Genomic DNA, 21,146 nt, shown 5'->3' on the forward strand with positions numbered 1-21,146 from the left:
GGCAGGACGTCATCGGCGCCGTCCGCGAGCCGGCGTGCCGGTGGACCGGAACGTTTCAATGGCCGCGTGCGCGGTCGTCCGGACCGGACCGCAGCCAGGCCGGCGCCCACCAGTTCGCGCGCCCGGCCAGCCGCATCACGGCGGGCACCAGCAGGCCCCGCACCGCCGTCGCGTCCAGCAGCGCGGCCAGCGCCAGGCCGACACCCACCGCCTTGAGGAAGACCAGCCCCGAGGCGGCCAGCGCCGCCATCACCACCGCCAGGATCACCGCCGACCAGGTGAACAGGCTCGCCGTCCGGTCCACCCCGCGCGCCACCGCCAGCGTCGTGCCCGCTCCCCGACGCCGCTCCTCCACGATGCGCGCGAGCAGAATGCACTCGTAGTCCATGGACAGCCCGAACGCGATGCAGAAGACCACGATCGGCAGCAGCACGTCCGTCGTCCCGGTGACCGTGAAATCGCCGACCAGCCCGCGCAGATGTCCCTCCTGGAACACGAACACCAGTGCACCGAAGGTCGCGCACAGGCTCAGCGCATTGAGCACCAGCGCCTTGACCGCCAGCACCGGACGCCTGGTCAGAGCCAGCACCAGCACGAACATCGCCGAGGCCGCCAGCGCCAGGGCCAGCGGCAGGCGCGCGGCGATCGGCCGCCGGACATCGGTCACCCTCGCGCCCATGCCGCCCACCCACGCCCGGGCCGGCGCCGGCAGCGCCCTGATCCGCCGGACCCGCTCCGCGTTCTGCGGCCCGCCCGGCTCGCCGTGGGCAACGGCCGTCAGGAACACCCCACGCGCCGAACGGAACCGGGCGGAGGCCGTCCCCGGCGCCGCCACCCGCCGCCCGTACCGGTACGTGCCGGTCGCCGTCTCCACGAGCGCCGTCCCCGGCTCCAGGGAGACCCGGCGGGCGTAGGCGTCCAGCTCCCGGCCCCGGGCGCGCACGTCGAACCGCGGCATGACGACCGTGGTCGCCCCCAGCCCGCTGTGCGGGAAGTCCTCGCGCAGCACCGTGCCGACCCGCCCCGCGGCCGAACCGGCCGGCAGCACCCGGTCGTCGAACAACCCGAACCGCGCCTGGGTGAAGGGTGCCGCCAGCAGCACCAGCAGGCACGCCACCGGCACGCCGCACAGCAGCGGTCGCCGCGTCACCGCCTTCGCGATCCTGCCCCACCGCCCCAGCCCGGCAGCCGCGCCGCCGGGCTTCGCGGGCCGCCATCGCGCGAAGACGTCGAACCTCTCCAGCCGGTCGCCCAGCAGCGCCAGCACCGCCGGCAGCACCACCAGGCTGCCGACCGCGGCCATCGCGGTCACCGCCATTCCGCCGCAGGCGATCGAGCGCAGGACGGGATGGGGGAAGACCAGAAGTGCCGCCATACCGCAGGCCACCGTCCCGGCGGAGAACGCCACCGCCCGGCCCGCCGTACGCAGCGCGGTGCGCAACGCCGGCGTGGTCATGGCTCCTGCCCGCCGCTCCTCCCGGAATCGACTCACCAGGAACAGGCAGTAGTCGATCGCCAGGCCGAAGGCCAGTGCCGTGCTGATGTTCAGCGCGTACGCCGACACCTCGCCGAAGCCGGCGAGCACCCGCAGCACCGCCATCGTGCCCAGCGCGGCGAACACGCCCACGGCCACCGGCAGCAACGCGGCCACCAGCGAACCGAAGACGAGCAGCAGCAGGATGGCGGTCACCGGCAGCGCGATCAGCTCGCTCACCTGCGCGTCCCGCGACGCCTGCCGCGCCACCTCCGCCCGTACCGCCGCGTCTCCTCCCGCCGCCACCTCCAGTGGCCCGGTCCGCCCGGTCACCCGCGGCACGACCCGTGCCGCCGAACGGCCCGTCTCGTGCTCGTCGCCCCGCAGCCAGCCCAGGATCAGCGCGCCGCGCCCGTCGGAGGAGCGCAGCTGCGGCGTGCGCCCGTCCCAGTACGACCGCACTCTGCTCACCGCCGCATCGGCGCCCAGGCGCGCGGCCACGCTCCGTGCGGCCGCGCCGGCCGCCGCGGAGTCCACCGTCGCCCTCGTGTCCTTCACCCGGGCCAGCAGGACGATGTCCGGGGCGTCCGCGCCGAAGTCGCGGCCCAGGATCTCGTCGGCCCGCACCGACTCGGCCCCCGGCGGCACCATGCCGCCGGACGAGACGCGTTGTGCGATGTCGTGCCCGGCGAGCCCTGCCAGCAGTGCCACCACGACGGCCAGCACCGCCACCGCGTACCGGTGCCGCACGGCGAACGGCGCCCGCTGCGGCCCGGCCTGCCCGGGGGCGGGGGCCGGTGCGAGCGGTGTCGTCCCCGTCGCCTCGGTCGTCTGTGTCGTCTGTGTCGTCTCGGCGGACATCTCGTCCAGGTCTCCCCGCATCGGTGTTCGGCGTCCCTCCTCCCGTCTTCGGCCCGCGCACCGCCGCGGCTGAGCCCGCGAACGAGTGGAAACCGGCCCCGTGTCCGCTTGGGTTCATCGCCCACTGGCCGATCGGATCGCTCCATTAGAGTGATCGACATGCATGTCTCTGCCGCCGAGTCACCGCTCGACCGGGTCGATGCGTACCTGGAGGCTCTTTGGGACTCGCTGCAGGACGGCGTCGGTGACGATCTGGGTGCTCTCCCCGACTGGGGGGTTCCCGATCCCGCCGATCAGGGCCCCGACAGGGGCGGTGAGGCACTTCTGTCCTGGGTCCTCGGCCGACTCCGCGGTCTTTCGCCGGAGCCGAAGGAGGACTTCCGCCGTCAGGTGGGCACTTTGCTGGAGGACTTCCGCAGGCGTCGCAGCCCCTGGAACGCGGCAGCGCTCCGGCTGCTCGGCGACCCTTACACCTTTGTGGCCACCGGCCCCCGCCGGCACGAGGACTGGGCGCACGACGTGCTCGCCGTCATGCACCGGGCGGTTGCCGATCCCCGGGGCTGGATACGACTGGACGGGGACCGCACCAACACCGCGCGCCACACCGTTGCGGCCTACCCCTTCGACCCGCCGGCCGCATCCGAGGTCCTCCACCGCCTGTATCCCCTGGAGGTGGAGGCGGCCGTCTGCGCGCTTGCCGTCATGAGCGAGGAGTGGCAGTACGAACCCGCGCCCGTACGGTCCCGCCCCGACCGCGACGCCATACTGGCGGACGCCCGGACCCTGCTCGACCGCTACGGCCCCACGGCGCGTTACTGGACCAATGCGCTCTCGGCCGCCTACGGCCCGGCTCCCGACTTCCTTGCCACGGGGCTGCCGGGCCATGGCTCCCACAGCTTCCTCACCCGCGCGTACGTCAACGGCATCGACCTGCTCGACGACCTCGGGCTGATCGCGGTGAACCGGAACGAGGTGGGCGTCTTCTGGGCGATCGGGGCCTCTTAGCCAGGTGACCGGACCTGGGGCAGGACGGGCGTCGCCGTCGTTGCCGCACAGTCCCGTGCCCGCCGAAGTCCGGTTGACCCTGAGTGAAGAATGGGACGCATGATTTCCCGGGAACGAGCGATCGAGCTGGTCGAGTCCTTGCTGGAGCGGGAGCGGCCGACCTGGCCATGGGCCAGGCTGATCCCGAAGCTTGCCGTCCACGCCGTCGAGGAGCGGTCGGTCGGGTGGCTCGTCCACTGGACCTCGGCGGAGGGTGCCCGCAACCCCGAGATGCGCGGGAACCTCCTCGGCGGCCCCTACTTGGTCGACCGGGAGGACGGGAGCATCCACTTCGTTCCCGGCACCGACTGGACCGATGGCTGGGAGGCGGACTACCTTCGGCAGGTCAAGGGCATCAGGGTGCCCGACCCCCTCGCCGCGGACGTCCGCCACCTCGCGGACTGCTCCGGGACCGCCGCCGCCATGCAGTACCTGCGCAAGCAGGCCCCGCGGATGAACCTGCGGGAGGCCAAGGCCTACGTGACAGGCGTCAGGGACGGCAGCGAGCCGCCCGAGGAGTTGGCGCGCCTCACCCGCACGCCCCGTCCATGGGAGGCGGGCCCGATCGAGACGCTGGCCGGCCCGGTGCGGTAGCGATCCGGTGGGGACGGTCACCGGCCGGGATTCAGCGGCGCGCGTCCGAACGCGGGCGCTGCAGGGTGAAGGTGTCGACGGGGGTCAGGTCGCCGTGGGGGCCGTCGAAGGTGTAGTACGTGACCCGCATGCGTGTCAGGCCCTCGCGGCGGTCACCGGGGTCGACGTCGAATGCGGCGAAGCCGCGGTTGTACCTGCGGTCCTGGACGGCCGCCCAGGGTGCCTCCTCGGGGATCCACACCGGCTCGCGGTGGCCGGAGGAGGTCTTGTCGTCCTTGAGGCCGACCAGGACCCGGGCCTGCGGCGTGTCGAAGAGGTCGTCCTGGCTCGTGGCGATGTTGCCGCCGGCACCGATGACCATGTGGACGGTGCCCTTGCCCGTGTCGATCACATCGGTGCGGGTGGAGACCGGAACGGGGGTACGTGCCTCGTTGGGCAGGGTGCCGCGCACCGGGTGGGACCGCTCGTAGTGGTGCTCGTGCCCGCTGACCACCAGGTCGACGCCGTAGGCGTCGAACAGCGGGCCCCAGGCCCGGCGCACTCCCACATCGCTGCCGGCGCTGCGGTGGCTGGAGATCATCGGCTGGTGCATGCACACCACGATCCAGTCGATGCCCTTGTCCGCGCGCGCGGCCTTCAGTTCGCGTTCCAGCCAGCGGTGCTGGGCGCCGCCGGAGTAGCCGCTGATGTAGGTGTCCCCGCCGTCCTGGAGCGCCACGTCGTCGTTGGCGAGGCTGATGAAGCGGACCGCGCCGACGGTGAACGCGTACCACATGCCCCGTGTTTCCTCGTCGGAGGAGGCGGACGAGGCGGGCAGGGCGAAGTAGGTCTGGTATCCGGCCGCGCCGATGGGCCCGTTGCCCTTTTCGTTCTCGTGGTTTCCCGCGCACGGCATCCACGGGCGCAGCCGGGTGGAGCGGCTGTTGTTGATGAACCAGTCCGCCCAGGTCGCCACCCGGCTCGTCCCCCACGCACCGGCGATCGCGGCGTAGCACAGGTCGCCGTTGACGAAGTTGAACAGCGGGGCGACGCGTTCGACGGCGGCGACGATGTCCGCCGAGGCGGGCGAGCCGACCTGGCTGCTGGTGTGCAGGGGGTAGCGGTTGACGGGTGAGGGGACGCCGTCCGGCAGGTGGATGATCCGGCGCAGGTTGGGCGTCGCCTGGTCGCCGAAGCTGGTGAAGGTGAAGGCGGCGCGGCCGCGCGGCGCCGTGGTGAACGAACCGGTCTCCGGGGTCGCGCCGTCGTGTCCGGCCGCGTACAGGTATGTGGTCGAGGGATGCAGGCCGGTGATCCGGGCGTGATGGACGTACACCTCCTCCTTCGACAGCCCGTCCCGGTAGGTGCGTGTCTCGGCGTCGACGACCCGGCCGCCGTGCCCGCCCTCGGGCGAACCGAGGCGCACCTGGGGGCGGCGGACCGACTGCGGGGTGATCCAGGAGACGGTCATCTGCGAGGACGGGTCCGTGCCGAACTGCAGGTGGACGCCCAGCACTCCGGGCGCGCCCAGCCGGTGCGGCCGGCTCTGCAGCAGCGGCCCGGGCATCGATGCCGGTAATGGCGAAGCCGTGGCCTGCCCGGCGGAGCCGGCGACGAGCGGGACGGCGGCCGCGGCCGTCGAGCCCTTGAGTACGGATCTGCGCGTGATCGCCATGAAGCACCCTGTTCCTGTGGGGGGTTGCTGTTTTCCGCGCACTGTAAACGATCACTGCTTGATCTGCCCATGACGATCCGGTGTTCCGATCCTGCATCTCCCCGTCTCACCCGTCAGGGTGAGGGCGGTGTCTTCATCTCGACGGCCGGGCAGCCTTGTGACGGTCGTGCGGGACAACTGCCGGGGGCGAGGGGGTCTCACGTGATGCCGCAGGAACCTGATTGGCGCCTTGCCCGCAATCCCGTGGCCATCGTGGGACTGGCCGGAATGTTCCCCAAGGCCCCGGACCTGCGCACGTTCTGGGACAACGTGGTGACCGGCCGCGACTGCACGGAGGAGGTACCCACCGCCTGGTGGGATCCGGAGGACTACTACGATCCCGACCCCTTCGCGCCCGACAGAACGTACGGCCGCCGCGGCGGCTTCCTGCCGCCCGCGACGTTCGATCCGAAGGACTTCGGCATGCCGCCGAAGACCGTCGACTCCACCGGGCTCGTCCAGTTGCTGAGCCTGATGGTGGCGCGTCAGGTGCTGTACGACGGCGCGCGGGGCCGCGAGGGCTGGTACGACCCCGCGCGCACGGGCGTGGTGCTGGGTGTGTGCGGCACGAACACCACGTTGATCGCGCTCGCCGCACGGCTGCTTGCGCCCCTGCTCGTCAAGCGCATGCGTGCCCGTGGTGCGAGCGAGCAGGAGGCGCGGCAGGCGACGCGCGATTACCTGCAGGAGCTCCCGGCGTGGACGGAGGACTCCTTCCCCGGCATTCTCGGCAACGTCGTCTCGGGGCGGATCGCCAACCGTCTGGATCTGCGTGCGGCCAACCACACCGTCGACGCCGCCTGCGCCAGTTCGCTGGCGGCCGTGCGGGCCGCGGTCGACGAACTGGTCTGCCACCGCGCCGACCTGATGATCAGCGGCGGGTGCGACGCCGACAACTCCATCGTGTCGTTCATGTGTTTCAGCAAGACGCCGGCGCTGTCGTTCAGCGGCCGGGTCCGTCCCTTCGACGCCGAGGCCGACGGCACGCTGATCGGTGAGGGCGTGGGCATGCTGGCGCTGAAGCGGCTGGCCGATGCCGAGCGCGACGGGGACCGCATCTATGCCGTCCTGCGCGGACTGGGCAGTTCCAGTGACGGGATCGCCAAGAGCATCTACGCACCCAGCAAGGACGGTCAGTTGGTGGCCCTGCGGCGTGCGTACGAGGACGCCGGCTGCCCGCCCTCGTCGGTGGAGCTCGTCGAGGCCCACGGCACGGGCACGCCCACCGGCGACGAGGTCGAGGTCGACGCCCTCAACGAGCTCATGGCGGTGCCGGGCCAGGCCCGGCATGTCGCGGTGGGCAGTATCAAGTCCCAGGTGGGCCACACCAAGGCGGCGGCGGGCGCCGTGGGGTTGATCAAGGCGGCGCTGGCCCTGCATCAGCGGTTGCTGCCGCCCACGATCAACGTCGAGACCCCCGCGGCGGCCGTCACCGAGGACGGCGCCCTGTACGTCAACACCGCCGCCCGGCCCTGGGTCCGCGATCCGGGCCGTCCGGTACGGCGCGCGGGCGTCTCCGCGTTCGGCTTCGGCGGGGTCAACTACCACGCCGTGCTGCAGGAGCCGCCCGCCGGAGCGGAGCGGGAGCAGGTGCTGCACCGGGTGCCGCGGGCCTGCCTGTGGCACGCCCCGGATCCCGGCGCGCTGCTGTCCCTGCTGGAGGAGGGTGCCGCCCCGGTGGAGGGCGAGGTGCCGGCGGGCCACGCCCGCCTGGGCTTCGTCGCGGCCGGCCAGGAGGACCGCGCACGCCTGCTGGCGGCCGCGGCCGAACGTCTGCGCGACGGTGGAGCGGGCGAGGAGCAGTGGCAGCTCGCCGAGGGCGTGCACTACCGGCGTACGGGCCTGCCGGCCGGCACGAAGGTCGCGGCGCTCTTCACCGGGCAGGGCAACCAGTACCCGGACATGGGGCTGCACGCCCTGCTGGCCGTGCCGCCCGTGCGCGCCGCCTTCGACGAGGCCAACGCCCTCTTCCCGCCCGGTGACACCCTGGCCCGGGCGGTGTTCGCGCCGCCCGGTGGCAAGGATGCCGACCGTGCGGTGCGCGAGCGGCTGAACCGCACCTCGTACGCCCAGCCGGCCATCGGCGCGTTGGCGGTCGGGCAGTACCGTTTCCTGCGGGAGCTGGGGTTCGCCCCGGACGGTGTGCTCGGGCACAGCTTCGGCGAGCTGACGGCGCTGTGGGCTGCCGGGGTGCTGGACGACAGTGGGTTCTTCGCCCTGGCCCTCGCGCGCGGCAGGGCGATGGAGGAACGCCCCGAGGAGGGTGCGGACCCGGGGGCGATGGCCGTCGTGCGGGCGGTGCAGGAGACGGTCGCCGAGCTGCTGGCCACTGAGCCGGACGTATCGGTGTGCAACCGCAATGCCTCCGACGAGCAGGTCGTGGGCGGGCCCACCGAGGCCGTCGAGCGCTTCGTGGCCCGCTGCCTGCAGCAGGGGCTGGCAGCAAAGCGGCTCCCGGTCGCCGCCGCATTCCACACCCCGCTCGTCGCGCACGCGGCGCGCCCCTTCGCGGAGGCCTGTGCGCGGGTGGAGTTCGCCCGGCCCCGGATACCCGTCCACGCCGGTGTCGCCGGTGCGGCCTACGGGCCGGACCCGGAGGCCGACCGGCACACCTTGGTGGAGCAGTTGCTGCAGCCGGTGGACTTCGCGCAGCGGCTGCAGCAGATGCACGCGGGCGGATTCGGCGTCTTCGTCGAGTTCGGCCCGGGCGGCACGCTGACGCGGCTGGTGGAACGCACTCTCGGCGCCGGCTCGGTGGTGGCCGTGCCCTGCGACCGGGGGGAAGGTGCCGACAGCGCCGCCGTGCTGAAGGAGGCGGCCCTGCGCCTGGCCGTGCTGGGCCTGCCGGTGACCGGCATCAACCGCTACGACGCGCCGCCGCCGGCCCGCCGCCCGGCACCGTCGGCAGTGGCCCGGGTGCTGGAGGGGCCCAACTTCGCGTGGGTGGCCCGGCAGCGGGAGCTGCAACGGCAGGGCGGCCTCGCCGCCCTGCCCGCCGCGGCGGCACGGCCTCCTGCCGGCGGCCTTCCGGCCGATGCGGCGACGGATCCACTGTCGCGGGCGGCCGCCGACCACCTGGCCGCTCACGTCCGGTACCTGGACGGGCAGCTGGCCACCCAGCGGGAATTGGTGGAGCTGCTGCGCTCCCGGGCGGACGGTGGGCAGGGCGTCGACGCCGCCCTGGCCACGGCGGTGAATGCCATCACGGAGCACAGCCTGGCCGTGGGCGAGGTCCACACGCGGGCGGGCGAGGTGGTCGCCGGGCTGCTGAGCGCAGAGACGGAGGCGAAGCCGCCGGGGACGGCACACTCCCCCGGCCGGGACGAGCCCGGCGGTCCCGCTGCCCTCCTCGCCGAGCGCATACCGGGCGAGGGCGAGGGGCCCGTCGTCGCTGCCGACACGCAGGAACGGTCCGCCCTGGCTGCGCTGTTGGCCGACGACGGTGTGCCGGAGGGCGCCGTCACCGACATCTCCCAGGTCGATCCGGCGGAGGCCGAGGAGATCATTCGCCGGATCGTGGCCGAAAAGACCGGTTACGACGTCGACATGCTCGAGGCGGACATGTACATCCAGGAGGACCTGGGCATCGACTCCCTCAAGCAGGTCGAGATCGGCGCCGAGGTCTGGCGCCACTACCCGCTCATCAAGCGAGAAGAACTCTTCCGCTTCAGTGAGGCCCGTACCGTGGGTGAACTGACCACGATGCTGGCGGACGTCTTCTCGGCACCGAGATCGCAGCTGCGCCACAGCAGTGACATGACCCTGGGCCGGGCGTACGTCGCCCTGCGCGCGCTGCCGGCCGTGGACGTGGTCACCGACGCCTACCCCGGACAGCCGTGTGCCCTGATGCTCGACGACGGCGGTGAGTTGTGCGCGGCGATCGGCCGGGCGCTGAGGGAGCACGGCTGGAGCGTGCACCGCCTCGTCCTGCCCGGTGTGCCGGACGAGCGGGGGGACGGGCGGCCGCTGGAGAACTGGTCCGACGGTACGCTGCGGGACGCCGTCGCCGGTGTTGTGGGCGCGGTGGGGCGCCTGGATCTGTGCGTCCTGCCGGTGAGCCGGTCGTCGGCCGGGAACGGGGACGAAGCGGTCGCCCGGCTGACCCACGGTCTGCTCTTCGCCAAGCGCGTCCGGCCGGCCCTGCTGGAAGCCGCCCGGGCGGGTCGCCGCGCGGCGTTCGTCACCGTGACCCGGCTCGACGGGGCGCTCGGCTATGCGGGCTCGGGCGGCGAGCCGGTCGCGGCACTGGCCGGTGGGCTGGCGGGCCTGGTCAAGAGCTTCGCCCTGGAATCCGCCCCGGTCTTCTGCAGGGCACTGGACCTCGCTCCGGGCATGTCGGCGGAGGCGGTGGGTGAGGCGCTGCTGGAGGAGATCGCGGACGTGGCCACCGACGTGCTGGAAGTGGGCCGCGACGCAAGCGGCCGGCGCACTCCGGTGCTCTCCGATGCCCCGCAGAGCCTGCTGCCCGCCGCCCCCGGCACGGCGGCCGGGCTCGGTGCGGACGACCTGCTGCTGGTCACGGGCGGCGCGAGCGGCATCACGGCGTGGTGCCTGGAAGCCCTGGCCTCCGAGCACCGGTGCGGGTACGTACTGCTGGGCCGGCGGTCCGAGGCGCACGAGGAGGTCCGGCGGGCGCTGGAGGCGCTGCGCTCGCGCGGCGTGCGCGTTGTGTACGTCAGCGCCGACGTCCGCGACGCCGCGGCCGTGCGGGCCGCGCTGGAACCGCACGCGCAGCACGTCACGGGAGTGATCCATGCGGCCGGTGTGCTCGGGGACCGGCCCCTGCCGGAGATGACGTCCGAGTCCGCGGGTCCCGTGATCGCGACCAAGCTCTGCGGCCTGCGGAACGTCCTCGACGCGCTCGCCCCCGGGCGGCTGCGGCACCTCGTGGTGTTCTCCTCCGTCTCGGGGTTGTGGGGCAACGTCCGGCAGGCCGACTACGCCCTGGCGAACGAGGCCATGGTCCGGCACGCGTGCGCCGTCCGGGCGGCGGACCCGGCATGCCGGGTGGTCCCGGTCGTGTGGGGCCCTTGGCAGGGCGGCATGGCCGAGGAGGTGCACCAGCTGTTCACCGAGGCCGGCGTGCCGGTGCTCTCCCGCCAGGCGGGGACGTCCTTCTTCCGCGACCTGATGAGGCCGGAGCACCCGGCCGGGGAGGTCACCGTGGTGGGACCCCTGGCCCCCTGGCTGCGCCGGGCCGACGACCTGCCCGCCGAGGGGCTCACCGCGGTGCGTACGCTCAACGGGCTGGAGCACGAGCCGGTGCTGCGCGACCACTCCGTCCTGGGCCATCCGCTCCTGCCCATGACGGCGATGCTGGGCGCGGCAGTGCACATGGTGGAACGCGCCGCAGGGGGTGTCCGGCCGGTCGTGCGGTGCGAGGACCTGCGGGTGATGCGCGGCGTGTACTTCAACGGCGAGCATCCGCAGACCCTCGAGCACCGCATCCTCCCGGTCGAGCGACAGGACGCCGCCCGGGTGCGGGTGTGCGGCGCGGGCGGGCCGGCACGCGCGCGGTGCGAGGTGACGGTGGCGTGGGCCGACGAGCCGCTGCCGGCTCCCTGCCTCGACCTTCCGCCCTACGCCCCCACCGGCGACCTGCACCGGTGTTACGAGGAGCGGCTCCTGTTCCACGGCCCGGCCCTGGCAGGGGTGCGGGACGTCCTCGAGGAGGAGGAGCGGCGGCTGGTGCTGTCCCTGCGGCTGGCCGACCCCGGGCTGGCCCACGGCGCGTACGCCGGACGGCTGTTCAGCCCCGCGCTTTCCGACCTCCTGCTGCAAAGTGCCGCGCTGGTCACCCATCGGCTCAAGGGCAGCTCCGGCGTGCCGGTGAGCGCGGAACGGGTCGACCTCTATGCTCCGCTCCCCGACGACGAGCCGTTCGTGGCCGTCGTGGAGGCCGGCAGGGCATCCGTTCTCGATACGTACTGCACCGTCACCGCGTGCGACACCGGTGGCCGGGTGCTGCAGAAGTGGACCGGGCTGCGGATGCTGGACCTGAGCGATACGCACGCCGTGCGGTTGCTCACCACGTTCTCGCACGACGGGCGGGAGGGGGGTTCATGAGGGAACTCGGCTTCGAGGGCGTTCCCGTGGGCCGTGCTCCCGTGGAGGAGGAGATGCCGGCCGGGCGGTGCGGCTGCGAGGAGGGCACGGCTGCGGAACCGGCGGAGTCGTGCGAGCTGACCGCGCGCATGACGCAGCAGCTGCAGCGCGCCCATGTCGCCGTTCTGGAGGCCCACCGGGCCATCAGCGCGTGGCAGACGCGGCGGTTCCTCGGTCCGGCGCGGATCGATGCTTCCGCGCCCGCGCCTGCGTCCCTGCCTGCGCCCGCGCCGCCCGGCCGGGCGGTGGAGAGCACGCAGGACCGGCCGGGCGGGGCGCGGATCGGCGGCGTCATGAGCACGTTGAAGGCCGAGTGGTCGGCGTATGCGACGGCAGCCGGACGCAACGGCCGCCCCGCCGCGCCGCCTGCTGTCCCTGCCCCCGCCCCCGTGATGTCCCCGGACGAGTGGGCACGGCACGGTGGCCCCGCCGTGATCCTGCGGGCGGCCGCGGAACGTCTGCGCCAGGACAGCCCCGGTCCCCTGGACCGTATCGAGCTGACCTGGCACGGTCTGCCGCCCTCGGGTCCGGTGACCTTGTGTCCGCGGTCCTCTCCGGCAGGCCCGGCGGGCACCGTCCGCTGCGTGGTGCACGACGAGACGGACCGTCCGCTGCTGACCGTCGTCGGTGACCGCGATGGTCACCGGGCGATCGAGGGCCCGGACGCCCGCCGGTGGCCGCGGGAGCTGAAGCCGCTGGCTCGTACGGATGTCGCCCGGCTGTCCGCCGATGATCTGGACGCCCTCGCGCGCGGGCAGATAGCGGCAGTCCTCGGCAGCCCCTTCGACCAGCAGCACGTGGCGGCCGGCCTGCGGCCGGAACCGTGGCCGGAGCGATTCCTGGAACAGGTGGACGAGATCGAGCCCGACGGCGGCCGGGCGGGCCAGGGGGCCTTGAGCGCGGCCGTCCGTCCGGCGCGCGTGCCGGACGGCGGGCCCGTCTGGCCCGTCCTGTGGGCAGCGGTCGACGAGGCGCTGCGGGTGTACGCCTTCCACCAGGGCGTCCACCTCTGCCTTCCGGGGGCCCACGCCGTGCCCCTGCCGGACTCCACGGCGCACCTGGAGTTGCTCGCGCACCCGCGGGGACGGCTGCGGGTGCGGGTCGAGGTGACCGGCACGGGATGGGTTCCGCGTCCCTTCTTCATCGCCGCGGCGGAGGTGACGACGCAGGACCGGGAGGTGGTGGCCCGCCTGCGGGACGTGGGGGTGGCGCTGTACGGCAGGCCCGAACTCGAGCCCCTGCTGCACGTGGAGCACGCCGGCATCCGCCTGACGTCCGGGGGTGCCCCGGCGTGTTTCACCGAGTTGCACATGGCCCACGCGGCGGAAGGGGACACGGGGAAGCTGGCCGTGGCCGGGGGCAGGCGCCCGCCGAGCAGTCCCGTCCGCCCGCGTCTGCCCCGGGGCGACTTCCGGATGGTGGACCGGGGGGTGGAGGTGGCGAAGGGTGCCGCACCGGACGGCACCGGGACGCACGGCATCAGTGAGTACGACGTGCCGCCCGACCCGTGGTACTGCCGCGACGGCGGCACCGGGGCGCTGTCCCCGCTGGCGCTGATGGAGATGTCCCTGCAGCCTGCCGGCGTGCTCGGCGGCGTCTTCCTCGACATGGCGCTGCTCCATCCCGACGAGCCGTTCGTGTGCCGGAACCTCAGCGGCAGGGCGACGCTGCTGCGCGACGTCGATCCCCGGGGCACGACCGTGACCCAGCGGGTCACCGTCCTGGCGGTCACCGACCTGCCCGGCGCCGCGTTGCACCGCTACGGATTCGAACTGAGCACAGGAGGCGAGGCGTTCTGCTCGGGCGAAGCGCTGCACGGTTACCTCACCAACGAGACGCTGCAGCTCCAGCAGGGCATGGACGGCGGACAGCGCGTACCGCCGTGGCTGGAGAGGCAGCCGGATGCGCCGGCCGACCTGCGACGGGTGGACGCGGCCGACGACGAGCGCCTGGGCACGGGGCGGTTGGCGCTGCTGAAGGACCTGGCGCTGGTGCCCGACGGGGGTGAGCACGGGGCGGGGTACGTGCTGTGCAGCCAGCCGGTGGACGCCGACGACTGGTTCTTCGACCAGCATTTCCCCCACGACCCGGTGATGCCGGGCTCGGTCGGTGTGCAGATGCTCTTCCAGGCGGTACGGGCCTTCGTCCTGTACACCGGGCCGGCCGGTCGTGCGCCCGGTGCGGACCTGGGCCTCGTCGCCGGCGAGGAGCTGCGCTGGAACTACGGCGGGCAGATCCTGCGCGAGCACCGGCAGGTCCGCGGGGAGGTGCACATCCGGCAGGTGCGCCGGGACGGGGACCGGCTGCTGGTCCGGGCGGACGGCAGTGTGTGGCGCGACGACCTGCGGATCTACCACGTGCGGAACATCGTCCTGGGCACCCGGTGACCGGGTCCGCCGTGCACAGCGACGCCGAGGGGATCCACGGCGTCCTGTCGGGCCTGGAGCTGCCCTGTCACCTGGTCCGCAACGGGGGCCGGCTGGGCATGTGCCACGAGCCGCCGCCGGGGGCGCAGGTGCTGGCCACCGCGGGTGCCATGCCGCCGCAGGCCCTCGGCGACTCCGGTTTCCTGCGGCGGCACGATGTGCGCCTGCCGTACATGGCGGGGGCCATGGCCGGGGGCATCGCGGGGACACGCCTGGTGGCCGCGCTCTCCCGCGCCGGCTGTCTCGCGGTGTTCGGCGCAGCCGGCCTGCCGGAGAGGCGGATCGATGCGGCGCTGGGCGAGCTGGCACGCGAGCTGGGCGACGGTCCGTACGCGTGCAATCTCATCCACAGCCCCATGGCGCCGCATCTGGAGCGGACGGTCGTCGACCTGTGCCTGAGGCACCGGGTGCGGTGCGTGGAGGCGTCGGCGTTCGTCCAGGTCACGCCCGAGCTGGTGCGCTACCGCCTGGCCGGGCTGCGGCTCGACCGGACGGGCGGGGTGTGTGCCGGGCACCGCGTCATCGGCAAGGTCTCCCGCGAGGAGACGGCGGAGATGTTCCTGCGGCCGGCACCGGAGGAACTGGTGCAGCTGTTGCGGCAGCAGGGCCTGGTGACGGCGGAGCAGGCGGAGTTGGCCCGCAGGGTGCCGTTGAGCGACGCCGTGACGGTGGAGTCCGACTCGGGCGGCCACACCGACCGCCGGCCGCTGGCGGTGCTGCTGCCCACACTGGCGCGGCTGCGGGCGCGGGTGGCCCGGGAATACGGGGACGGGATGCCGCCCGTGCACCTGGGAGCAGCGGGCGGGATCGGCTCGCCGCACGCGGTGGCCGCGGCGTTTGCGCTGGGCGCGGACTACGTGGTGAGCGGCTCGGTGAACCAGGCGACGGTGGAGGCGGACACCTCCGCGGCGGTCAAGCGGCTGCTGGCGGGGGCGGGCATCGCCGATTGCGTGATGGCGCCGGCCGCCGACATGTTCGAGCAGGGCATCCAGGTCCAGGTGCTGGGGCGCGGGACGATGTTCGCGGCCCGCGCGGGCCTGCTGTTGCGTCTCTATCACGACTACGGCGGCCTGGACGAGCTGCCGGAGGCCGAGCGGCGCCGGCTGGAGGATCGTGTGCTGCGCCGGTCGCTGGAGCGGACGTGGGAGGAGACTGCCGCCTATCTCAAGGAGTACCACCCCGACTGGCTGGCCCGGGCCGAACGCGACCCGAAGCACAAGATGGCCATGGTGTTCCGCTGGTACCTCGGCATGACCTCCCGCTGGGCCGTCTCCGGCGATGCGGACCGTGCCACCGACTGGCAGGTCTGGTGCGGCCCGGCGATGGGCGCGTTCAACGCCTGGACGGCCGGTACCGCGCTGGCGGCGCCCGGCAACCGCCGGGCCGCGGACGTGGCGGGGCATCTGATGCGCGGCGCGGCGTACTTGACGCGGACGGGCCACCTGCGGGCCACCGGCGTGCGCATCCCGGCGGCCTGTGCCGACTACCGGCTTCCGCCGCCGTGATGCGCGGAAGCGGGTGGGAGGCCCCGTGCCCTCCCACCCGCTGCCCGTCCCTGGCCGGTTCCGCCGTTGCGGCGGCCGCGTACCGTCCTACGCCACGGCCCCGGCTCCGGCCGCCGGAGTGCCGCCAGCTTCCGCCGCGGCGGCCTGTGCCGCCGCCGAGCGGGCCCGGCCCGCCTTGGCGACCCGGGTGGTCCAGGCGACCAGGGTGGCCACGACGACCAGCGGGAGGATGTTGTTCACCAGGACCATGGCGCCGGTCGGCAGGGTGTACGTGAGGACGGCGCGGATCGCTGCGTCCGCCAGGAAGCCCAGGCCCCACACCGTCGTCAGCAGGTACTGCGTCCGCCGGAAGCCGGGGAACTGCCACAGCCCGTTCCAGTGGGCCAGGCCCTCGGGCGTGCCGTCGGTGCCGAACTTGCGGCCCAGGTAGAACATCACCGGCCGGCGCAGCATCAGGCTGCCGAGGAAGGACAGGCCCAGCAGGCCCGTGATGGCCGAGTCCTTGAGGAAGACGAGTTCGGTGGTGTTGTAGGCCGTCGCGCTGACGGCGCCGAGCAGCATGAGGATGAGCATCATGATGCCGAACTCGTCGACGCGGCGCCGGATCGCCAGGTGCAGGAGCGTTTCGACTGCGGGCCACAGGGAGATGAGCAGCAGCGCCTTGACCTGGCTCACTCCGTGGTCGGTGAGCATTCCGTAGGTCACGAAGGGCAGGATCACGGCGAACAGGATGGCGGGGCCCCAGTTGGCCGGGCCCTTGCCGCCGCCTCGGCGCTGCGTGTCGTGCTTCGTCATTCCGGTCTTTCCCCCGATTCATTTGTATGTCGCATATACTTACGACCGTGAGCAAGATCGTAACAGGTCGTCAGGGTGCGGCCGCCGTCTCGCGCGGTGCCCAGGTGAGCCTGGTGCCGTTCGTGTACGGAGTGGCCGGGCGCGAGGAACTTCCCGGCACCGCGCTCGTGAGGCTCCTGGGCGACCTGGGTCTGACCCCGGCCGCCGCCCGCTCCCTCATCGCCCGGATGCGCCGCGACGGCCTGATCGCCGCCACCCCCCGCGGCCGCGCCGCCGACTACCGGCTCACCGGCCCCTTCCTCGCCGCATTCCGGCAGATCCGCGACGGCCGCCCCCCGTCCCCCACCTGGGACGGCTTCTTCCACGCCGTCTTCTACACCGTCCCCGAAGCGCATCGCGCCCACCGCGACCGGCTGCGCCGCGCCGCCACGCTCGCCCGCTACGGCCTCATGCAGCCCGGTGTCCTCATCTCCCCCACCGACCGCCGCGACCAGCTCCTGGCCGAACTCGGCGGTCCCCTGCAGGAGGGCACGGTGTACTTCGGGCGTGTGGAACTCGACGTGGCCGACGCCGCCCAGGTGGCCCACCGCGCGTGGGAACTCGACGAGCTCGACCGCCGCTACCGCGAGCACACCGAACGCCTGCACGCCGCCCTGCGCGAGACGCCCGTCCCGCCGGCGCCCGGGCCGCAGGGCCTCGCGGCCTACGCCCGCCTCTTCGGCGGCAGCCTCGTCGACACCCTCCGCACCCCGCCCGCCCTCCCGTCCGAACTCCTCCCCCGCGACTGGCCCCTGCCGGGGCTGCTGGCCGCGGTCGGTGCGGCGTACGCGCACTTCGGCCCGCCCGTGACCGCCTACGTCCAGGAGGTCGTCACGGCTGCCGAGCGCTGAAGGCCATCCCCCGCACCTGGTCGCGGAGCTGCGTCCAGTCGCGTTCCACGGCATCGAGTCGGCGGCGCGCCCACGCAGCCGGCAGAGCCTCGCGATGCATGCGCAGCTCGCGGGCGAGGATCAGAGCCCGGCTCACGGTGAAGGCGGCCACATGCCGCGGGCCGTGCCGGGCGACTCGGCGCTCGATCAGACGGCGGGCCCCGGGGGTGGACGCGAGCAGGGCCCACAGCAGTGCCTGGTCGTGGTGGGGCAGGTAGAAGCCGGCGAACTCCCAGTCCACCAGGGTGATCCCGGTGGTGTCGTCGGCGGTGTGGTGGAGGATGTTGGCCGGCAGGGGGTCACCGTGGGCGACGTGCCGGTCGGGCCCGGCTCGTTCCAGCAGCCGGGTGAGGGCTTGATGGTCGTCGTGGTCCAGGAGGCCGTGCGCGCGATACCGGTCGAGACGCTCGGGGTAGTCCCACACCTGGAGGAACATGCTCGGTCTCCAGTCGGCGAGGAGCGCCAGCGTGTCCACGGCCGCCTGCACCGTGGGCAGCGGCAGCGCGGGCGGGTACCGGTCGACGTGCAACGGTTCACCGGGGACGCGCTGCAGGATCATGACGCCGCTGTCGCTGTCGCCGGCAAGCAGCCTGGGCACATGCACCGGCGGAGCGTCGGCGGTGAAGGCACCGTAGGCGGCTGCTTCCCGGGCGAACTTCTCACGCCAGACCCTCTCCCGAGTGGTGAGAACCTTGGCCACCGCGACCGTGCCGGCATACGTACCGGCCAGGATCACGGCCTTGCCCGTACGGCGGAGCAGGCTCTCGGCGAGGAAGCCGGGGAACCGGGCCTCGACACGGGCCGCGGCCGCTCGCCACGACGCATCGGAAACGGGCACGGACGCACCTTACCTCCCGACGACGGCCCCGGCGGAAGGAGAACGGCCGGCACAACGCAGGCGGGCCACGCCGCGCCCCTGCTCGGCGGCCGGGACGCGGCGTGGCGGGTGGGGCGAGGCGGTCAGAGCTTCAGGAAGGGCTTTTCTCCCGCGATGTTGAGGCGGTGCATCAGACGCTCGTGCGGGAAGTAGTCCGCGACCGCGAGGTGCTGGGTGCAGCGGTTGTCCCAGATCACCAGGTCGCCCTGGGTCCAACGGTGGCGGTAGATCAGTTCGTTGGTCTCGATGTGGCGGCAGAGGAAGGCCAGCAGCGCCCGGCTCTCGGACTCGGTCACGCCGTTGATCCGCGTCACGTACGGGTTCGAGATGTACAGCGCCCGGCGCCCGGTCTCGGGGTGCGTGCGGATCAGCGGGTGCTCCACCGGGTCCTGGTCGGCGAACTGCTGGTCGGGGTCGATGCCCTTCTTGCGCAGGGACTTTTGAAGATTGCCGTAGTCCGGGCCGAACGCCTTGCGTACGTCGTGGGTCGCGGTCAGCTGGAGGAGCAGCTCCTGCATGGGCGCCGACAACGCCTCGTACGCCAGGTACATGTTGCCGTAGAGGGTGTCCCCGCCGACCTTGGGTGTGATCTTGGCGTAGAGGGAGGTGCCGAGCGGGGGCTCCGCCCAGCCGCTGTTGTCGGTGTGCCAGTCGTTCAGCCCCGGCGGCTTCTGCTCGTTGTTGTGGAGCACCATCACCTCGGGGTGCCCCTCGATGGTCATCGGCAGTAAGTGGTTGTGCGTCAGCAGCGGCCCGAAGCGCGCGGTGAACGTCTTCTGCTGCTCGACCGAGATGTCCTGGCCGGGGAAGACCAGCACGTTGTACTGGTGGAAGGCGTCGAGGACCGCCTTCCACGCCTCGTCCGAAAGCTCCTGCGACAGGTCGAGACCCGTGACCCGGGCCCCGATCGCGGGGCTCACCGGCTCGATGACGGGCAGGGTTGTGCTCATGATGAGATCGCTCCACAAGGTGAAATGGACGGGGTGAGGGGCTGACCGGTGGTGGTCAGGGTGTGCAGCAGGACGTCGGGGTCGATGACGCCGCCGCTGACCACGGCCACGGGGCTGCGCCAGCCGTACGAGGTGGCGTGCTTGAGTGCTGCTGCGTACGCTGCGGCTCCTGCACCCTCGCAGACGATCTTGTCGGCGAAGGCCAGCGACGACAGCGCCTCGGCGATCTCCTGCGGAGTCACCGTGAACACCCCGGCCAGCTTGTCCTTCAGCCGTTCGAACTGGGCCGGGATGACGAAACTCGCGCCGATGCCGTCCACGAACGAGCGCTCGTACGGCACCTCCGTGGGGCGGCCCGCGCGCAGCGATGCCGACAGGGGCGCTCCGGTGCTGATCTCGACGGCGTAGACGGGGACCTTCAGGTAGGTCGCCAGGCTGTAGGCGAGGTTTCCGCCGCCGTACGGCACCAGCACCGCGTCCACGTCCGGCAGGTCGTCCTGGATCTCCATCCCGATCGTGGCGATGCCCAGCGAGACGTACGGGTCGCTCTCCGAGGAGAGGAAGAAGCCCGGCAGCTCGGGGAAGGAGGAGGAGACCATGGTGCGGCGCCAGATCGGGTACGGAACCTCGACGATCCGGGCCCTGGGGTTGTGCGCCAGGATCTGCGACCGCTTCGCCTGCGGAATGGAATCCGGCACCACCACCGTGTACGCCAGATCCAGCTCCGACGTCACGTGGGCCAGGCCCTGGGCGAAATTGCCCGAGCTGCCGGTCACGACGCCGTCGCGGACGATCCGGGCCCACACCTCCGGTCGGAACCGCCGGTAGGCGTGCAGCGCGCTGAGCGCGCCCCGGGCTTTGAACGAGTTGGTGATCTGAAGGTTCTCGCACTTCAGGTGGATGTCCACCGGGCTCGGTGCCTTCGCCCGCAGCAGCGGCGTACGGCGGATGTGCGGGCCGATGAGTTCGCGCACGCGCCGTACCGAGGCGGGGGAAATGGCCTCGGGTAACAAGGGTTTCAACATGTGGCTTTCGCTATCGGATAGGAAAATTCCTCGGTCAGACCGAGCTTCCGGGCCAGCGCGATGCTCGGCGTCTTGTGCACGTGACACGTCATGACGGAACGCAGGCCCCGCCTGCTGCCCCAGCGGCTGACCGCGGCGAGGACCACGAACGCCAGTCCCTTGCGGCGGTGGTCGGGGTGGGTGTGGATGCCGAGCTCGATCAGTCCGCCGCCGATGACGCCGTGCGCGTCCGCCGCCACCCGGCCGTCCTTGACCAGGGCGAAGCCGGCCGCATGGTCGGCGTACCGGGCGCCCGTGCCGAAAATGCTGCGCGCCATCGGGGAATCGAGGCCGGAGAAGGTCTCCGCGTCGATCCGCACCAAGGTGTAACCGTCGGGGGCGAGCGGGCTGGGGGCGCTGAAGTCCAGGGGGGTGTGGGTGAAGGGGGTGTGGGTGAAGTGCAGCCGCCGCTCCGTGGTGAAGCCGGCCTGCTCGGCCCACTCTCCGATGCCGGGGCCCGGCGGATGGACGAGCTGCACCTCGCCGTGGCCGGCGAGCAGCGTCGCCGCCTCCATGAAGAAGCCAGGGGTCATGGTTCCGGCGGCAAGGCAGAACGGTGCCGTGGTGGCGATCAGACAGCTCACAGGGGCGCCGTTGCGGAAATGCGCCCAGGCCCTGCCCGGAATGGCTCCGTCGATGACCGCGTGGGCGAAGGCCAGGTTGGGATGGTCGGGGTCGAAGAGAGGGACGAGACGCGGGAGGTCGGCTGCAGCCACCTCGACCAGCTGGTCCCGGTCCGTGCCGGGGGCCGGCGGGGCAGCACTCATTGCTTCTCCATCGGGGGCTCTCCACAGGGTTCGAAAACGGGACGGGCCGTACGTATGGAGGT

Annotated in this window: 13 protein-coding genes; 6 read left to right on the forward strand and 7 right to left on the reverse strand. The window is 72.7% G+C overall.

Annotated elements, in window-relative coordinates:
- Positions 1-55 precede the first annotated feature (55 nt).
- The gene (locus AB0K17_RS24735) at positions 56-2,356 is read right to left on the reverse strand and encodes an MMPL family transporter (RefSeq protein WP_365984280.1); all 2,301 of its coding nucleotides are present in this window, start codon (positions 2,354-2,356) and stop codon (positions 56-58) included.
- Between the two features lie 138 nt (positions 2,357-2,494).
- On the opposite strand from AB0K17_RS24735, the gene AB0K17_RS24740 reads away from it, so the two are divergent.
- Positions 2,495-3,340: a hypothetical protein gene (locus AB0K17_RS24740; RefSeq protein ID WP_365984281.1), complete on the forward strand. Its 846-nt coding sequence runs from the start codon at positions 2,495-2,497 to the stop codon at positions 3,338-3,340.
- A gap of 99 nt (positions 3,341-3,439) precedes the next feature.
- Positions 3,440-3,973, forward strand: a complete 534-nt coding sequence (locus AB0K17_RS24745) for a YrhB domain-containing protein (RefSeq protein ID WP_365984282.1) — start codon at positions 3,440-3,442, stop codon at positions 3,971-3,973.
- A 31-nt stretch (positions 3,974-4,004) separates the two neighbouring features.
- On the opposite strand, the gene AB0K17_RS24750 is transcribed toward AB0K17_RS24745, so the two are convergent.
- Complete coding sequence (locus tag AB0K17_RS24750) at positions 4,005-5,627, reverse strand: metallophosphoesterase family protein (RefSeq protein ID WP_365984283.1); 1,623 nt, start codon at positions 5,625-5,627, stop codon at positions 4,005-4,007.
- Between the two features lie 204 nt (positions 5,628-5,831).
- Between AB0K17_RS24750 and AB0K17_RS24755 the strand changes: the two genes are divergently transcribed.
- The 3 genes from AB0K17_RS24755 to AB0K17_RS24765 are packed head-to-tail and all read left to right on the forward strand — an operon-like array spanning position 5,832 to position 15,702.
- Positions 5,832-11,732 (forward strand): SDR family NAD(P)-dependent oxidoreductase, encoded by a 5,901-nt coding sequence (locus AB0K17_RS24755; protein ID WP_365984284.1) that lies wholly within the window; start codon positions 5,832-5,834, stop codon positions 11,730-11,732.
- The gene (locus tag AB0K17_RS24760) at positions 11,729-14,158 is read left to right on the forward strand and encodes a 3-hydroxyacyl-ACP dehydratase (RefSeq protein WP_365984285.1); all 2,430 of its coding nucleotides are present in this window, start codon (positions 11,729-11,731) and stop codon (positions 14,156-14,158) included. The genes AB0K17_RS24755 and AB0K17_RS24760 overlap by 4 nt, the downstream gene beginning before the upstream one ends.
- Positions 14,155-15,702 (forward strand): PfaD family polyunsaturated fatty acid/polyketide biosynthesis protein, encoded by a 1,548-nt coding sequence (locus AB0K17_RS24765; protein ID WP_365984286.1) that lies wholly within the window; start codon positions 14,155-14,157, stop codon positions 15,700-15,702. The genes AB0K17_RS24760 and AB0K17_RS24765 overlap by 4 nt, the downstream gene beginning before the upstream one ends.
- Before the next feature lie 87 nt (positions 15,703-15,789).
- On the opposite strand, the gene AB0K17_RS24770 is transcribed toward AB0K17_RS24765, so the two are convergent.
- Positions 15,790-16,497, reverse strand: a complete 708-nt coding sequence (locus tag AB0K17_RS24770; RefSeq protein WP_365984287.1) for a VC0807 family protein — start codon at positions 16,495-16,497, stop codon at positions 15,790-15,792.
- Between the two features lie 47 nt (positions 16,498-16,544).
- Here AB0K17_RS24770 and AB0K17_RS24775 point away from each other — a divergent pair, with 47 nt between their 5' ends.
- Entirely contained in the window at positions 16,545-17,387 is an 843-nt protein-coding gene (locus tag AB0K17_RS24775; RefSeq protein ID WP_365984288.1) for a hypothetical protein, read from the forward strand.
- Here the strand turns inward: AB0K17_RS24775 and AB0K17_RS24780 are convergent.
- The 4 genes from AB0K17_RS24780 to AB0K17_RS24795 all read right to left on the reverse strand — a co-directional run bounded on the left by AB0K17_RS24780 (position 17,368) and on the right by AB0K17_RS24795 (position 21,084).
- On the reverse strand, positions 17,368-18,264 hold the full coding sequence (locus AB0K17_RS24780; RefSeq protein ID WP_365984289.1) for an aminoglycoside phosphotransferase family protein: 897 nt from the start codon (positions 18,262-18,264) through the stop codon (positions 17,368-17,370). The two genes, AB0K17_RS24775 and AB0K17_RS24780, sit on opposite strands and share 20 nt — an antisense overlap.
- A 122-nt stretch (positions 18,265-18,386) precedes the next feature.
- Positions 18,387-19,253, reverse strand: a complete 867-nt coding sequence (locus AB0K17_RS24785; RefSeq protein ID WP_365984290.1) for a TauD/TfdA family dioxygenase — start codon at positions 19,251-19,253, stop codon at positions 18,387-18,389.
- On the reverse strand, positions 19,250-20,227 hold the full coding sequence (locus AB0K17_RS24790) for a pyridoxal-phosphate dependent enzyme (RefSeq protein WP_365984291.1): 978 nt from the start codon (positions 20,225-20,227) through the stop codon (positions 19,250-19,252). The genes AB0K17_RS24785 and AB0K17_RS24790 overlap by 4 nt, the downstream gene beginning before the upstream one ends.
- A 44-nt stretch (positions 20,228-20,271) precedes the next feature.
- Positions 20,272-21,084 carry a GNAT family N-acetyltransferase gene (locus AB0K17_RS24795; RefSeq protein WP_365984292.1) on the reverse strand — a complete coding sequence of 271 codons (813 nt, stop codon included), beginning with the start codon at positions 21,082-21,084 and terminating at the stop codon, positions 20,272-20,274.
- Positions 21,085-21,146: the final 62 nt, after the last annotated feature.

Origin of the sequence: Streptomyces sp. NPDC049585 (assembly GCF_040675615.1) — a bacterium.
GTDB classification, from domain to species: Bacteria; Actinomycetota; Actinomycetes; order Streptomycetales; family Streptomycetaceae; genus Streptomyces; species Streptomyces luteosporeus.